At 73.9% G+C, this 13,874-nt stretch carries 15 protein-coding genes; 10 read left to right on the forward strand and 5 right to left on the reverse strand.

Features of this window, described 5'->3' with window-relative positions:
* Nucleotides 1-23: 23 nt before the first annotated feature.
* From BJY14_RS29555 to BJY14_RS29570, 4 genes are all read left to right on the forward strand, one after another.
* Nucleotides 24-569, forward strand: a complete 546-nt coding sequence (locus BJY14_RS29555) for a 2Fe-2S iron-sulfur cluster-binding protein (protein WP_218905632.1) — start codon at nucleotides 24-26, stop codon at nucleotides 567-569.
* Nucleotides 566-1,540 carry an FAD binding domain-containing protein gene (locus tag BJY14_RS29560; RefSeq protein WP_179846597.1) on the forward strand — a complete coding sequence of 325 codons (975 nt, stop codon included), beginning with the start codon at nucleotides 566-568 and terminating at the stop codon, nucleotides 1,538-1,540. Before BJY14_RS29555 ends, BJY14_RS29560 begins: the two co-directional genes overlap by 4 nt.
* Nucleotides 1,537-3,597: a xanthine dehydrogenase family protein molybdopterin-binding subunit gene (locus BJY14_RS29565; RefSeq protein ID WP_179846598.1), complete on the forward strand. Its 2,061-nt coding sequence runs from the start codon at nucleotides 1,537-1,539 to the stop codon at nucleotides 3,595-3,597. Before BJY14_RS29560 ends, BJY14_RS29565 begins: the two co-directional genes overlap by 4 nt.
* A 95-nt stretch (nucleotides 3,598-3,692) precedes the next feature.
* Complete coding sequence (locus BJY14_RS29570; RefSeq protein ID WP_179846599.1) at nucleotides 3,693-5,357, forward strand: L-lactate permease; 1,665 nt, start codon at nucleotides 3,693-3,695, stop codon at nucleotides 5,355-5,357.
* Nucleotides 5,358-5,372: 15 nt separating this feature from the next.
* Here BJY14_RS29570 and BJY14_RS29575 read toward each other — a convergent pair whose 3' ends face one another.
* Nucleotides 5,373-5,618 carry a DUF2630 family protein gene (locus tag BJY14_RS29575; RefSeq protein ID WP_179846600.1) on the reverse strand — a complete coding sequence of 82 codons (246 nt, stop codon included), beginning with the start codon at nucleotides 5,616-5,618 and terminating at the stop codon, nucleotides 5,373-5,375.
* A 122-nt stretch (nucleotides 5,619-5,740) separates the two neighbouring features.
* Here BJY14_RS29575 and BJY14_RS29580 point away from each other — a divergent pair, with 122 nt between their 5' ends.
* The 3 genes from BJY14_RS29580 (at nucleotide 5,741) to BJY14_RS29590 (ending at nucleotide 7,531) form a co-directional block, all read left to right on the forward strand.
* A complete protein-coding gene (locus tag BJY14_RS29580; RefSeq protein ID WP_179846601.1) occupies nucleotides 5,741-6,154 on the forward strand; it encodes an STAS domain-containing protein in 414 nt (137 codons plus the stop codon).
* A 246-nt stretch (nucleotides 6,155-6,400) separates the two neighbouring features.
* Nucleotides 6,401-7,264: an acetate uptake transporter family protein gene (locus BJY14_RS29585; RefSeq protein ID WP_179846602.1), complete on the forward strand. Its 864-nt coding sequence runs from the start codon at nucleotides 6,401-6,403 to the stop codon at nucleotides 7,262-7,264.
* Nucleotides 7,265-7,345: 81 nt separating this feature from the next.
* Nucleotides 7,346-7,531, forward strand: coding sequence for a hypothetical protein (locus BJY14_RS29590; RefSeq protein WP_179846603.1), 186 nt, complete (start codon nucleotides 7,346-7,348; stop codon nucleotides 7,529-7,531).
* Between the two features lie 41 nt (nucleotides 7,532-7,572).
* On the opposite strand, the gene BJY14_RS29595 is transcribed toward BJY14_RS29590, so the two are convergent.
* Complete coding sequence (locus BJY14_RS29595) at nucleotides 7,573-8,769, reverse strand: PucR family transcriptional regulator (RefSeq protein WP_179846604.1); 1,197 nt, start codon at nucleotides 8,767-8,769, stop codon at nucleotides 7,573-7,575.
* Between the two features lie 98 nt (nucleotides 8,770-8,867).
* On the opposite strand from BJY14_RS29595, the gene BJY14_RS29600 reads away from it, so the two are divergent.
* Nucleotides 8,868-9,782, forward strand: coding sequence for an SGNH/GDSL hydrolase family protein (locus tag BJY14_RS29600; RefSeq protein ID WP_246396160.1), 915 nt, complete (start codon nucleotides 8,868-8,870; stop codon nucleotides 9,780-9,782).
* Between the two features lie 91 nt (nucleotides 9,783-9,873).
* On the forward strand, nucleotides 9,874-10,674 hold the full coding sequence (locus BJY14_RS29605) for a maleylpyruvate isomerase family mycothiol-dependent enzyme (protein ID WP_179846605.1): 801 nt from the start codon (nucleotides 9,874-9,876) through the stop codon (nucleotides 10,672-10,674).
* A gap of 19 nt (nucleotides 10,675-10,693) precedes the next feature.
* Here BJY14_RS29605 and BJY14_RS29610 read toward each other — a convergent pair whose 3' ends face one another.
* Nucleotides 10,694-11,188, reverse strand: a complete 495-nt coding sequence (locus BJY14_RS29610; RefSeq protein ID WP_179846606.1) for a nuclear transport factor 2 family protein — start codon at nucleotides 11,186-11,188, stop codon at nucleotides 10,694-10,696.
* The gene (locus BJY14_RS29615) at nucleotides 11,185-12,057 is read right to left on the reverse strand and encodes a TIGR03619 family F420-dependent LLM class oxidoreductase (protein WP_179846607.1); all 873 of its coding nucleotides are present in this window, start codon (nucleotides 12,055-12,057) and stop codon (nucleotides 11,185-11,187) included. The genes BJY14_RS29610 and BJY14_RS29615 overlap by 4 nt, the downstream gene beginning before the upstream one ends.
* Before the next feature lie 179 nt (nucleotides 12,058-12,236).
* On the opposite strand from BJY14_RS29615, the gene BJY14_RS29620 reads away from it, so the two are divergent.
* A complete protein-coding gene (locus BJY14_RS29620; protein WP_246396162.1) occupies nucleotides 12,237-13,217 on the forward strand; it encodes an IclR family transcriptional regulator in 981 nt (326 codons plus the stop codon).
* A gap of 37 nt (nucleotides 13,218-13,254) precedes the next feature.
* Here BJY14_RS29620 and BJY14_RS29625 read toward each other — a convergent pair whose 3' ends face one another.
* Nucleotides 13,255-13,869 (reverse strand): flavin reductase family protein, encoded by a 615-nt coding sequence (locus BJY14_RS29625; protein ID WP_179846608.1) that lies wholly within the window; start codon nucleotides 13,867-13,869, stop codon nucleotides 13,255-13,257.
* Nucleotides 13,870-13,874: the final 5 nt, after the last annotated feature.

Genomic DNA, 13,874 nt, shown 5'->3' on the forward strand with positions numbered 1-13,874 from the left:
AGATCCGGGGTAGGCACCCCGGCATGGACAGCGAAGCCACCCCGGTGCGCGCCGACGTCACCTTGGTCGTGAACGGGACCGAGCACCGGCTCAACGTCGACACCCGAGCGTCCCTCCTGGACGTGCTGCGCGAGGAACTCGGCCTGACAGGGTCGAAGAAGGGCTGCGACCACGGCCAGTGCGGAGCCTGCACCATCCTTCTCGACGGGCACCGGGCGAACGGATGCCTGGCCTTGGCCGTCGCCCATGATGGAGCGGACGTCGTCACGGTCGAAGGTCTGGCGCAGGACGGTGAGCTCAGCCCCGTCCAGAAGGCGTTCGTGGAGAACGACGCCTTCCAGTGCGGGTACTGCACGCCCGGCCAGCTCTGCTCCGCCACGGGGATGCTGGACGAGGCCGAACGCGGCTGGCCCAGCGCCGTCACCGGCGATCTGGGGGCCGATCCCGTCCTGGACGACGACGAGATACGCGAGCGCATGAGCGGCAACCTGTGCCGGTGCGGCGCCTATGTCGGCATAGTCGCGGCCCTCAGGCAGGCCGCGCGGCGCCGGGAGGGGGCTGAGGCATGAGGCCCTTCGCTTACGAGCGCGCCACCAGCGCGGAGGACGCCCTGCGACGCCACCAGGACGGAGCCGTCTACCTGGGCGGGGGAACCAACCTCGTCGACCTGATGCGGCTCGGGGTGGAGGAGCCGGCCAGGCTCGTCGACGTGGCGCATCTCCCGTACGACCAGATCGAACTGCGGCCGGACGGGAGCCTCGTCATCGGCGCGGCGGTGACCAACAGCGCCGTCGCCGCCGACCGGACCGTCCGCGAGGGCCATCCGGTCCTGGCGCAGGCGGTGCTCGCGGGGGCGTCCGGCCAGATCCGCAACCTCGCCACGGTCGGCGGGAACCTGCTCCAGCGGACCCGCTGCTCCTACTTCCAGGACGCCTCCAAACCGTGCAACAAGCGCGCCCCGGGCAGCGGGTGCCCGGCGCGGGAGGGCGAGCACCACAACCTGGCGATCATGGGTCATTCGGACGCCTGCGTCGCGACGCACCCGTCCGACATGGCCGTGGCGCTGGCCGCTCTGGACGCGTCCGTACGCGTCCGGGGGCGCGGCGGGGAGAGGACCGTCCCCATCGAAGACCTGTACAGGCTCCCCGGTGACGAACCGCAGCGCGACACCACGCTCGAAGCGGGCGACCTCATCACCGCCGTCGAGGTCCCCGTGCTGGGCGTGCCGTCCCGCTACCGCAAGGTCCGCGAGCGCGCGTCGTTCGCGTTCGCGCTGGTCTCCATCGCGGCGGCGCTGGACGTCGACGGCGGCCGGGTGCGGGACGTCCGGCTGGCCCTCGGCGGCGTCGCCCACAAGCCGTGGCGGGCGCGGCGCGCCGAAGAGGCCCTGCGCGGCGCGGAGGCGACCGAGGAGTCCTTCGTGCGCGCCGCCGAGGCCGAGCTGGAGGCCGCGGAGCCGCTGCGCGACAACGCCTACAAGGTGCCGCTGGCGCGCAACCTGATCGTCCGGACGCTGACCGAGCTGGGGGAGGAGTCATGACCGACCGGCTGGAGGGCCGCGAGAAGGTCACCGGGACGGCGCGGTACGCGTTCGAGTACCCCGTGCGGGACGCCGCCTACGCAGCGGCGGTCCAGGCGAGCGTGGGCAAGGGCCGGGTCGCGTCGGTCGGCGCCGAGGCCGCGCTGCGGCTGCCCGGGGTGCTCGCCGTCCTGTCGTGCGAGAACCCTCCCGAGCTCAGCGACACCTCGGACGGCGAACTGGCCCTGTTCCAGTCGCGGACGGTCTCCTACCGCGGCCAGTTCGTCGCCGCGGTGGTCGCCGAGACCCTGGAGACCGCGCGGGAGGCCGCCCGTCTCCTGCGCGTCGAGTACGCCGAGGAGGAGGCGCCGGACGTCGGGCTGCGCGCAGACCACCCGGGCCTCTACAAGCCGGACAAGGTGAACCCGGTGTTCCCCGCGGACACCGAGCAGGGCGAGCCGGAGGAGGCGTTCGCCGGCTCGGACGTCCGAGTGGACGCCGTCTACACGACCCCGGCCGAGCACAACAACCCGATGGAGCCGCACGCCACGATCGCCCGGTGGAACGACGACGGGTCCCTCACGCTCTACGACTCCAACCAGGGCGCGTCGACCGTCCAGTCCACGATCGCGAAGATCTTCGGGCTGGAGCGGGGCCGGGTGCACGTGGTGTCGCCGCATGTGGGCGGCGGGTTCGGCTCCAAGGGGACGCCCCGGCCGAACGTCGTGCTCGCCGCGATGGCCGCGCGCGCCGCGGGACGTCCCGTGAAGTTCGCCGTCCCGCGCCAGCAGATGTTCGCGACCACCGGCTACCGGACCCCGACCGTCCAGCGCGTCCGGCTCGGCGCCGGCGGGGACGGGCGGCTGAACGCGATCCTGCACGAGGTGGCCGAGCAGACCTCCACCGTCAAGGAGTTCGCCGAGCAGACGGCGACGCCCACGCGCACGCTGTACCGGGCCCCGCACCGCCTCACCTCGCACCGGGTGGTGCCGCTGGACGTGCCCACGCCGTCCTGGATGCGCGCCCCGGGTGAGACGCCCGGCATGTTCGCCCTCGAGACGGCGATGGACGAGCTGGCCGTCGCGACGGGCATCGACCCGGTCGAGCTCCGCGTGCGCAACGACACCGACCGGGATCCGGAGAGCGGGCTGCCGTTCAGCTCCCGCAACCTCGTCGCGTGCCTCCGCGAAGGCGCCGAACGCTTCGGGTGGGCCGGACGCGACCCCCGGCCCGGGGCCCGCCAGGAGGGCCGCAAGCTCGTCGGTATGGGCGTCGCGTCGTCCACCTATCCCGCCTACCAGAGCCCCAATCAGGCCACGGCCCGCGCCGAGCCGGACGGGACGTTCACCGTCCGGATCGCCGCCGCCGACATCGGCACCGGCGCCCGCACCGCCCTCGCCCTGATCGCCGCCGAGACCCTCAAGGAGGACCTCGCCGACATCAGGATGGAGATCGGTGACAGCTCGTTCCCGAGGGCGTCGGTGGCGGGCGGCTCCGGCGGGACGGCCGGCTGGGGCACGGCCGTCGTGCGGGCCTGCGAGGCCCTGCGCGGCAAGCTGAACGGCGCCGTCCCGCCCGAGGGCGTCGAGGCGTCCGCCGACACCGGCGATGAGCTCAAGGCCCGGGCGGCGTACGCCCGGCACGCGTTCGGCGCGCAGTTCGCCGAGGTGGAGGTGGACGCCGACACCGGCGAGGTCCGCGTCCGCCGGATGCTCGGCGTGTTCGCCGCCGGCCGGATCATCAACCCGACGACGGCCCGCTCCCAGTTCATCGGCGGGATGACGATGGGCGTCGGGATGGCGCTGATGGAGCAGAGCGTCATGGACCGGGAGTTCGGCGACTACCTCACCCGCGACCTCGCCCAGTACCACGTCCCGGCCTGCGCCGACATCCGCGACGTCGACGCCGCGTGGGTGGAGGAGTCCGACCCCCACCTGAACCCGATGGGCGCCAAGGGCATCGGCGAGATCGGCATCGTCGGCGCGGCGGCTGCGGTCGGCAACGCCGTCCACCACGCCACCGGGATCCGCGTCCGCGACCTGCCCATCACCCCGGCCCGGCTCCTCCCGGAGCTCTGACCGATTGAAAAGTTCACTATCAAGGTGATCTCCGTCACCGGGCCGGGTAGAGACCGTGTACTCGGGGGCGACCACTACCCCGCGAGGTGATCGCCGTGTACCAGCAGGTCCTCGATCCCGTCGCCGACTCGCTCGGCTGGAGCTCCCTGGTCGCCGCGCTGCCGCTGGCCGTGCTGTTCGTCCTGCTCGGCGGCGTCCGCATGCGCGCGTGGCTGGCGTCCCTGATCGCGCTCGCCGTCGCGCTGGCCGTCGCCGTCTGGACGTACGGCATGCCCGCCGGCCAGGCGCTCCTGGCCGGCTCGGAGGGCGCCGCGTTCGGCTTCTACCCGATCCTGTGGATCGTCATCAACGCCCTCTGGGTCTACAACATCACCGTCGCCACCGGCCACTTCGACGTGCTGCGCCGGTCGTTCGCGCAGGTCAGCGACGACGACCGGCTCCAGGCGGTGCTGATCGCGTTCTCGTTCGGCGCGCTGCTGGAGGCCCTGGCCGGGTTCGGCACGCCGGTCGCGGTCACCTCCGTCATGCTGATCGCGCTCGGCTTCCCGCCGCTCAAGGCGGCCGTCCTGGCCCTCACCGCCAACACCGCGCCCGTCGCGTTCGGCGCGATGGCGACGCCGATCCTCACGCTCGGCAAGGTCACCGGCGAGTCCAGCGACACGCTCGGCGCCATGGTCGGGCGGCAGACCCCGATCCTCGCCGTGTTCGTCCCGCTCGTCCTCGTCGTCATCGTGGACGGGCGGCGCGGCCTGCGCGAGACCTGGCCCGTCGCCCTGCTGTGCGGCGCCGCGTTCGGCGCCGCGCAGTACGTCACGGCGAACTTCGTCTCGGTGCCGCTCGCCGACGTCGTGGCGTCGCTGGTCTCGGCCGCGGCGGTCGTGCTCGCCGTCCGGCTGCGCCCGTCGGCGGCGGCCAGGCCCGCCCCGGTCGCGGGCGGCGCGGCGGACGAGCCGACCCCGGAGTTCGCCGCCCGCGTCGAGGGACGGGACGGGAGCCGGGACGGGAGCCGGGGCGCGGACCCGCGCGCCGAGGTCGCCCGCGCCTACGCGCCCTACGCGATCATCATCGCGGTCTTCGTCGTCTGCCAGATCGGGCCGGTGAAGGACCTCCTGGACCGGGCGACGCGGACGTTCTCCTGGCCGGGCCTGCACCTCACGGGCCCGTCCGGCAAGCCGCTGGCCCTGCCGACCTTCACCTTCAACTACCTCACCACGCCCGGCACGCAGATGCTCGTCGCCGGGCTGATCACCATGGCCGCCCTCGGCGTCGGCCTCCGCCGGGCCGTGCGCGCCTACTGGACGACCCTCGTCCAGCTCAGGTGGGCGATCGTCACCGTCATGGCCGTCCTGGCGCTGGCGTTCGTGATGAACGCCTCCGGGCAGACCGTGACGCTCGGGACGTGGATGGCCGGTGCGGGCGGCGCGTTCGCGCTGCTGTCGCCGATCCTCGGCTGGCTCGGCACCGCCGTCACCGGTTCGGACACCTCGTCCAACTCGCTGTTCGGCTCCCTGCAGGTCACCGCCGCGAACAAGGCCGACCTGTCGACGGTGCTGATGGCGGCGACCAACAGTTCCGGCGGCGTCCTCGGCAAGATGGTGTCGCCGCAGAACCTCGCCATCGCCGCCGCGGCGGTCGGCCTCGACGGGCGCGAGGGCGACATCTTCCGCCGCGTCGTGCTGTGGAGCCTGCTGTTCCTCGCCGGGATGTGCCTGCTCTCCGGCCTGCAATCCACCGCGGTGCTCGACTGGATGGTCCCGTGACGGGCCCGTGAGGCGCTACTGCCGGTAGCCTTCCACCTCGCCGGCGGGACGGACGTGGGCGTCGTCCGGGTTCTGTCCCGCCGCGATGCGGGCCCGCCGCTGGCGCAGCAGGTCCCAGCACTGGTCGAGTGCCACCTCCAGGTCCCGCAGCCGCGACTGGGCCTCGGCGTTGGAGGTCTCCGCCCGCTCGTGCGCCTGCCGGAGGGCGTGTTCCTCCTCGATGAAATCGTTGATACGTTCCAGGATCGCCTTCTCGTCCATGAAATGGCTTCCGATCGTGGTTTTCCGCTCTGGTGGGGTCCAGAAGGTCCCGACAGGTGAGAGCCTTGCATATACGGGGCCGCGCACGGTAGCGGCGGCGCCCCGTTGAGGGTGAGGAGCAGATGACGGTCTGGCGGATCACCGGCGGCGAGGGCGGCCCCGACCCCGGTGCGCGGGAGGCCCCCCGGTACGACATCGTCGAGCACGACTCCGCGCTGCTGCGCATCACGGCCGCGTCGGGCGTGGCCCGGGTGCTGCTCGCCGGGGAGGTCGACGTCTCCAACACCGCCGCGGTCGCGCGCGCCCTGCGCGCCGTCCGGGAACGCGGGTCCGGAGATCTGCACGCCGACCTGTCCGGGGTGGAGTTCATGGACGTCGCGGGCCTGCGCGCCTTCAGCGAGGCCGCCCGCGACCTGCACGACCGCGACGGCCTCCTCGTCCTGCACGGGGTCCCCCCGCACATCGAGCGGCTCTTCACGCTGATCGGCTGGAACGCCACCCCCGGCCTGGAGATCCACTGCCCGCCGCGGGGCTGAGGCACCGGATCGCAGAAGCGAGGCCCCGGCTCACGGCGGCGGGGCGCCGGCTCACGGCGGCGGGACGCCGGCTCACGGCGGCGGAACGCCGGGCGCCGGGCCACCGGATCGCCATGCCCGCGTCAGCGCTCGGCAAAGGGTGCCGGCCGCAAACGCGAACCTCTTCAGGAAACGGTCATATGCCGTTTGACCTGCTAGAACACGGTTAGGAGGGGTTTACAGCTCTCCGATTCAGAGGGGGATCTCATGGCAAGGCGTAGAGAGCATCAATCCGCGCCGATGCCCGGCGAGCACACCGGATCGGCGATGCCCGCGGAGGGCATGGCCACGCCGGCGCACGGCGCGGCCGCACAGGGCCAGGGCGCGGCGATGGCGCCCCCGAGGGGCGCGGACCAGGCCGGCGAGCACGCGCTCTGGGAGGACCGCACCCGCGTCTTCCTGCAGCCCATCGCGTCGCCGTCGATCCTCGGCCTGTTCGGGCTCGCCGCCGCGGCCATGATGGTGGGCGCGTGGCAGGCCGGATGGTACGGCGGCGTCGGCACTCCGCTCATCCTGTGGCCGTTCGTGCTGACCTTCGGCGGCATCGCGCAGCTGCTGGCGGGCCTGTGGGGCTACCGGGCGCGGGACGGCGTGGCCACCGCGATGCACGGCATGTGGGGCACGTTCTTCATCGGCTGGGGCCTGCTGTTCCTGCTGGTGAGCATCGGCGCGGCGCCGGTGGCGCTGGCACCGGTCCTCGGTACCGCCTATCAGGGCTTCGCGTTCTGGTTCATCCCGCTCGCGGTGATCACCGGGCTGGGCGCGCTCGCCGCGCTCGGCGAGAACCTGATGACGGCCCTGGTCTGGGGCTGCCTGGCGGTCGGCGCGGGCTTCACGGCCGCGGGATTCTGGGCGGGCTCGACCTGGCCGCTCACCACCGGCGGCTGGCTGTTCGTCGCGGCTTCGGCGATCGCCCTGTACGCGGCCGCCGCGATGATGTTCGCGAGCAGCTTCGGACGGACGATCCTGCCCACGGGCATGATCCGCAAGGGCGCCAACATTCCCGGCGGCCGGGGGGTCCGGCCCCTGGAGTACCGGCAGGGCGAGCCGGGCCTGAAGATCGGGCAGTGATGTCCGGCGTTTCGCCTTGACATTCCCGTTACCCTATGCTGAGCCCTGGAGTACTCAAACGGGTTCGGAGGGGAAGCGGGAATGTCATCGGCGGTCCGGCGGACGTGGCGGCGCCTCGTCCAGTCCTACAACCACCTGTGCGCGCGCGAGGACGGCGCGACGCGCGGCGTGACCATACCCAGCGGAGTCTGGGCCTGCGACCGCTGCCACGCGCCGCACCTCGAGCTCGCGACGCTCAAGCACCACCTCCGCACCGAGCACGCCTGACGCGCCCGCCCCGGTCTCTCCGCTGATCCGGCTCGGCCGGATCAGCGCAGGGAGCGGCGGGCCACCAGGGCGGCGTTCAGCAACTGGAGGTCGCCGGGGCGCCCCGGGTCCAGTCCCGTGAGGGCGCTGATACGGCGCACGCGGTAGGCGACCGTGTTCGGATGGACGTGCAGAGCCGCGCCGGTGGCGCGGCGGTCCAGGTCGAACGCCAGGTAGCGCTCCAGCGTGCCCAGCAGGTCCGGCCTGCGGTCCAGCGGAGCCAGCAGGGCCGCCAGCGCGGCGAGCGCGCCGCTCGGGCGGCTCAGCTGGTAGTCCAGCAGGACGTCGGCGAGCCGGTACAGGCCGGGCGGGCGTCCCGCCCGGCGCACCAGTTCCATGATCTCGGCGGTCTGGGCGACGGCGCCCGGCACGCCCGCCGGGCCGGTGATCTCCGCGGCGGCCGTCACCTCGATGTCGGCCGCCTTCGCCGCGCCCGCGACCAGGTCGTGCAGGACCTCCCAGCCGGTGGAGAAGGGGAGCAGGGCCGTCCCTCCCGAGGCGTCCAGGGCAGTGAGGGCGGGCTCGTCGGCGACGGCGTCCAGGGCGGTCCGGACGCGGCGGATCTTGCGGCGGGCGGCGATGCGGGCGCGCTGCCCCGAGCCCGTCTCGTCCGGATGCGGGCCGAACGCCAGCGTCAGGACGGCGTAGCGCGGCGCCGGGCGGTGCCCCGCCGTGTCCCCCGCCAGCAGCGCGGTCATCAGGGCGTGCCGGCCGCCGTGCTCCTGGCTGTCGAGGATCTGCCGCACCTCGAGGTAGGCGGCGCTGACGGCGGAGGTCAGCAGCCGCTGGAAGTCGAGGAAGTACCCGAGCGCCTCCTGGAAGGCGGGCAGGTCGGCGGGCTCGGCCCCGGCGGTCAGCTCCTCCCAGGCCATGGCCGCCCCGATCTGGTAGGCGGCGAGGATCGCGTCCAGCGGCACGCCCTCCTCGGCCCGTAGCGCCGCCGAGTCGCGCTGCCGGGCGAAGTCGGCCGCGCGGGCCGGCCGGCGCCGCTCCAGGACGTCCGCGAACTGCCGCAGGCTGTGCTGGACGATCCCGGCGATGTCCCCGGCGACCTCCTCCTGCGGCAGCTCGGCGTAGACGGGCAGCTCGGCGAGCAGCCGGGCCACGACTCTGCGGGTCAGCAGCGGCGCCCTGACCCGCAGATGGGCCGCCACCGGCCGGCCCGCCACCCGCAGCGCCGGCGTCTTGTCCCGCGTCACAACGGCTCCCGGAAGAGTCTGTCCTCACGCCAGTTGAACGGCGTGTCCAGATTCTGGACGATCACGGCGACATCGTCCATGACGCCGGGAGTCAGCTCATGATGCGTCCGCGCAACGGCCGCCGCCTGTCCACCGCCCCGATCCGCAGGGGCCGGGTCCCGAAAGGCCGGGTCCTGAAGGGCGCGGCCGGCGCGATCGTCCTGGCGGGGGCGGCCCTCGGCGGGACGGCCGTGCCCGCGGCGGCGGCCGCGGGGGAGTACGTCGCGCTCGGCGACTCGATGGCGTCCGGCCCGCTCATCCCGGACATCACCGGCCCGGTCGGCTGCGGGCGCTCCACCCACAACTACGCGCACGAGCTGGCCTCCCGGCTCAGCGTCACCCTGCGTGACGTCACGTGCAGCGGCGCCAAGAGCACCCACATGACCCAGTCGCAGAGCACCAGCGTCGGCGGCGTCGACACCGGGACCGTCCCGCCGCAGTTCGACGCGCTCACCGCGTCCACCACGCTGGTGACCCTCACCATCGGCGGCAACGACGTCGGCCTCGTCGGCATCGCCCAGGACTGCGCCACCCTCGACCCCACCGCCACCCCGTGCAAGGGCGAGTTCGAGGACCAGGTCGCCCAGCGCACCCGCGACTTCAGCCCGAAGCTGTCCGCCGTCCTGGACGGCATCCGCGCCCGCTCCCCGAAGGCCCGGATCGTCGTGACCGGCTACGGCCTCTACATCAAGCAGAACGGCTGCTGGCCCGTGCAGCCCGTGCTCCCCACGGACGCCAACTTCCTCCAGGGCTCCGTGAACGCGATGAACGACGTGATCCGCCAGCAGACGACCGCGCACGGCGGAACCTACATCGACCTGGTCACGCCCAGTGCCGGGCATGACGCCTGCCAGTCGTCCTCCAAGCGCTGGGTCGAGGGCTACGTCCCCGTCCACGCCGCCGCCCCCCTCCACCCGAACGCGTCGGGCGAGGCCGCCTACGCCGCCGTCATCGGCGGCGTTCTCGGCGCCTGAACCCGGATGACCCGTCCCGGCCAGTCCCCTCGGCCGGGACGGGCCGTAAGCTGCGTGACGCCGTCGTTCTGTGCGACATCGAGGGGCTGAGATGAACGAGCAGATGCGCGCCAACACCGCCGCCTACGAGCAGACGATCCGCTCGACGCTCGCGCTGGCCGCGACGTTGAGCGACGACGACTGGGACCGGCCGACCGAGTGTCCCGGCTGGACGGTCAAGGACCAGTTCTCCCACCTCGCAGGCGTGGAGCGCGACCTGCTCGGCGATCCCGCGCCGCCCGTCGAGCTGCCCGAGCTCGGCCACCTCCGCAACGACTTCGCCCGCTACCTCGAGAACGCCGTGCACGCGCGCCGGCCCGTGCCCGGCCCGCGGGTCGCGGCGGAGCTGGCGGACGCGCTCGAACGCCGCCTCGTGCAGCTGGCCGGCGAGGACCCCGACCGCGTCCTGATGTGCCCGGACGGCAGGGAGGGCCCCTACACGCGGTTCATGGAGTTCCGCGCCATGGACTGCTGGACCCACGAGCAGGACATCCGGCGCGCGGTCGGCCGTCCGGGCAACCTCGACGCCCCGGCGGCGCGGTGCTTCTGGGACCTGCTGAGCCGCCCCCTGCCCCGCATCGTCGCGCGCGCCGCGAAGGGCGAGCCCGGCCGGAGCGCCGCCCTCTCGATCTCCGGCCCGCCCGACTTCGAGGTCGCCGTCACGGTCGGCGACGACGGCCGCGGCGCGTGGTCGGACGCCCCGGCGTCCCCGGCGGCGAGGATCGCCATGGACTGGGAGACCTACGTCCGGCTGACCGCGGGGCGCTGCGGTGCGGGCGACGTCGCCGTCCGCACCGAGGGCGACGGGGAACTGGCCGGGAGGATCCTCGCCACCATGGGCGTCACCCCCTGAACCCGTGACCCCGTGCGCCTCAGCGGTGCCGGACGGCGCCCGGGAAGTGGGAGGCGAGCAGGTCGGGCGACTCCTCTCGGCCGTCGAGGACGCGGTTGGTGCGGGTCACGGCCCGCCAGCCGGACGGGGTGCGGCGCAGCCGCCAGTGGTTGGCGGTGGCGCGGCGCAGCACGAAGCCGTCCGGCCGCTTGACGATCATGAGGGTGTAGCCGACGGCGGTGGCCTCGTCGCCGGCGACCGCGACGTGCGGCGGGCCGACGACGTGCGCGCAGCCGCCGGAGATCCACCGCTGGTGGTTCGCCGACCGGACCATCCCCTCGATCTCCGGGTGCCCGGTCATCATCAGCTCGTCCACGTCGTAGACGCCGTCCGGCTCCCAGAGCCCGGCGACCTCGGCCGCGCAGCCGCCGTCGACCAGCGGCCCGTAGGACAGGATCAGCCGGGTGATCTCGCGCTCGTCCTCCAGGGCGCGCAGCCGCTCCTCGAGGGCGGCCAGGCGGGCTTCGACGCTCACGCCTCCTCCCCGAACACCAGGCCGTAGTCGGCGGCCAGCCCGCGCAGGGCGGCGAGCTGTTCGCAGTAGTGCCGCGCCGACTCCGACTCCATCCGGACGCCGGCGATCGTGGCGCCCGCCTCGCGCAGCCGGGCCAGCGCCGTCCCGGCCGCCTCCGGCGCGCCGATCGGGTCGAGCGGGCGCGACGGCGCGAGGACCACGTCGAAGCCGGGCGGCACGTCGGCGTCCGCGAGCATCTCCGCGAGCGTGCGCAGCGGCAGGCCGAACGGGACCCAGCCGTCGGCGTCCAGCGCGCGGCGCAGCGAGCGGCCGGAGCGGCCGCCGATCCACAGCGGGACGCGCTCCTGGACGGCGTGCGGCTCCACGACCAGCCCGGAGTAGGAGTAGTGCTCGCCGCGGTACTCCGGCGTCCGCCGCGACAGGGACGCGCGGAGCGCGGCCAGCGCGTCGTCGGCGCGGGCGCCGCGGCCGGCGAACGGGGCGCCGAGCAGGCCGAACTCCTCCTCCAGGCTGCCGACGCCGAGGCCGAGCACGAGCCGCCCGCCGCTGACCTGGTCGAGCGTGCCGTACCGCTTGGCGATGGCGAGCGGGTGGTGGTAGCCGAGGACGAGCACCTGCGTGGCGAGCCGGATCCGGGACGTGCGGGCGGCGAGGTGGCCGAAGGTGGCGAGCGGGTCCCAGTAGACGCCGCCGCGCTGCTCGGCCGCCTCGGCCGGGACGGCGACGTGCTCGCTGCACGTCACGTGGTGGTAGCCGAGCCGGTCGGCGGTCCCGGCGACCAGGGCGATCTCCTCGATGCCCGCGCCGCGCTCCCAGCCGGCATGGCCGGGCGGCTGCGCCACCACCGGCGTGACGATCCCGACACGCATCGCTGCTCCCCTCGTTGGCAGAAAAACGTTCTATCACGGCGCCCGGGCCCACCTGGGGTGCGGTCCCACTCGCCTTCGATCCAGCTGACCTGGTCTTACGCCCCCTCTTCCGTTGACAGCAAGCGGTTGCTACATTCCAGGTAACAAGAATTCATTTCAGTCATGTTCTGGGAGGTGCGATGACCGAGGCCACGATGCCGGAGGCAGCGACGCCGGAGGCCATGACCGCGCCGGAGGCCGGGAGCGGGGCGGGGGTCATGGCGCGGCGGGAGGTCATGTCGACCGCGCGCCGGGAGTCGCCGCCGTCGATGATCGAGCGGATGACGCTGATCCTCGACGCGTTCAACGGGCCCACCGCCCGGCTGACCCTGGAGGACGTCGCCCGCCGCACCCGGCTGCCGCGCTCCACCGCGCACCGCATCCTCGACCAGCTCGTCCGGCAGCGCTGGCTCGCGCACCACTCGTTCGGCTATGGGCTCGGCCAGCGCGCCCTCGGCCTCGGCGGGCAGGACGGCGGGCACGGCAAGATCCGTGAGGCCGCCGCGCCGCTGCTGCACGAGCTGCAGGTCACCACCGGGCTCGTCGCGCACCTGGCCGTCCTGGACGGCGCCGACATCTTCTACCTGGACAAGCTCGGCGGGCGGCTCGCCACCTCCGTCCCGTCGCGGGTCGGCGGCCGCGCCCCGGCGCACTGCACCGCGCTCGGCAAGGCGATGCTGGCGTGGCTGGAGCCCGAGCAGGTGGACGCGCTGCTCGGCTCGGGCATCAGCCGCTTCACCAGCCGCACGATCGGCGAGCTCGGCACCCTCCACCAGGAGCTGCACCGCATCCGGCAGCGCCGCGGCCTGGCCTTCGAGCGCGGCGAGTCCTACCCCGGCATCGCCTGCGTCGCCGCGGCGATCCGCGGCGCGGAGGGGCCCGTCGCCGGGATCTCCCTGGTCGGCGACATCCGCGCGCCGCTGGAGAACGTCGCGCCGCTGGTCGTCACCGCCGCCCGCGAGGCCTCGCAGATCCTCTTCCCCGGCTCGGCCCCCGGGTCCCGCGCGGGACGCCCCGGCGGGCGCACCCGGCGCGCCGTCCGGACCGGCGAGGAGACCAGCTGGTCGCCGGAGACGATGAACCGGCTGCTCGCGGTCGACGGGCGCGGCGACTGGATGTGACGGGCGGCCGGAGGTGAGGTCGACGCCGGGGGCGAGGTCAGCCCCAGCCCCACCGGTCGCCGATGCCCCACGGGTCGGGCGCGATCGGCGCGTCGGGCTCCCCGACGCCGAACCGGCTGCGGAAGAACACCATCGGGCGCCGCCACGCGCCGTCCACCACCTCGTGCCGGTCCACCGCCAGGACCCGCCCGATCACCACCTCGTGGTCGCCGGCCTCGTGCACGTCGTGCACGACGCAGTGGACCGCGAGCAGGACGTCAGGCAGGGCGGGGGCGCCCCACCGCGACTCCTCCCAGTCCAGCCCCTCGAACTTGGTGCCCCGGCTCGACCCGAACCGCTCGCACAGGTCGCGCTGCTCCTCGCCGAGCACGTTCACGCAGAACCGCCCCGCGGAGCGGATCCGGGGCCACGACCGGCCGCGCCTGTCCGCGCAGAACAGGATCAGAGGCGGGTCCAGCGACACCGACGCGAACGACTGGCAGGCGAAGCCGACCGGCTCGCCGCCGTCGAGGGCGGTGACGACCGTGACGCCCGTCGCGAACTCCGCCATGGCCTTGCGGAAGTCCGCCGGTTCCGGCGCGGCCGCGGCGTCCGCCCGCGAGTCGTTCGCGACGGCGTCGTGCAGGGGCGTGAGCGCTGGCTCGGCTGGCATGTGTT

This window comes from Actinomadura luteofluorescens, assembly GCF_013409365.1.
Classification (GTDB): domain Bacteria; phylum Actinomycetota; class Actinomycetes; order Streptosporangiales; family Streptosporangiaceae; genus Spirillospora; species Spirillospora luteofluorescens.

What these genes read in the sequence shown, in the direction of transcription:
- BJY14_RS29555 (WP_218905632.1), top strand. Translation starts at nt 24, where the DNA reads ATGGACAGCGAAGCCACCCCGGTGCGCGCCGACGTCACCTTGGTCGTG.
- BJY14_RS29560 (WP_179846597.1), top strand. Translation starts at nt 566, where the DNA reads ATGAGGCCCTTCGCTTACGAGCGCGCCACCAGCGCGGAGGACGCCCTG.
- BJY14_RS29565 (WP_179846598.1), top strand. Translation starts at nt 1,537, where the DNA reads ATGACCGACCGGCTGGAGGGCCGCGAGAAGGTCACCGGGACGGCGCGG.
- BJY14_RS29575 (WP_179846600.1), bottom strand. Translation starts at nt 5,618, where the DNA reads ATGGACGAGAAGGCGATCCTGGAACGTATCAACGATTTCATCGAGGAG.
- BJY14_RS29580 (WP_179846601.1), top strand. Translation starts at nt 5,741, where the DNA reads ATGACGGTCTGGCGGATCACCGGCGGCGAGGGCGGCCCCGACCCCGGT.
- BJY14_RS29585 (WP_179846602.1), top strand. Translation starts at nt 6,401, where the DNA reads ATGGCAAGGCGTAGAGAGCATCAATCCGCGCCGATGCCCGGCGAGCAC.
- BJY14_RS29590 (WP_179846603.1), top strand. Translation starts at nt 7,346, where the DNA reads ATGTCATCGGCGGTCCGGCGGACGTGGCGGCGCCTCGTCCAGTCCTAC.
- BJY14_RS29600 (WP_246396160.1), top strand. Translation starts at nt 8,868, where the DNA reads ATGATGCGTCCGCGCAACGGCCGCCGCCTGTCCACCGCCCCGATCCGC.
- BJY14_RS29605 (WP_179846605.1), top strand. Translation starts at nt 9,874, where the DNA reads ATGAACGAGCAGATGCGCGCCAACACCGCCGCCTACGAGCAGACGATC.
- BJY14_RS29615 (WP_179846607.1), bottom strand. Translation starts at nt 12,057, where the DNA reads ATGCGTGTCGGGATCGTCACGCCGGTGGTGGCGCAGCCGCCCGGCCAT.
- BJY14_RS29620 (WP_246396162.1), top strand. Translation starts at nt 12,237, where the DNA reads ATGACCGAGGCCACGATGCCGGAGGCAGCGACGCCGGAGGCCATGACC.
- BJY14_RS29625 (WP_179846608.1), bottom strand. Translation starts at nt 13,869, where the DNA reads ATGCCAGCCGAGCCAGCGCTCACGCCCCTGCACGACGCCGTCGCGAAC.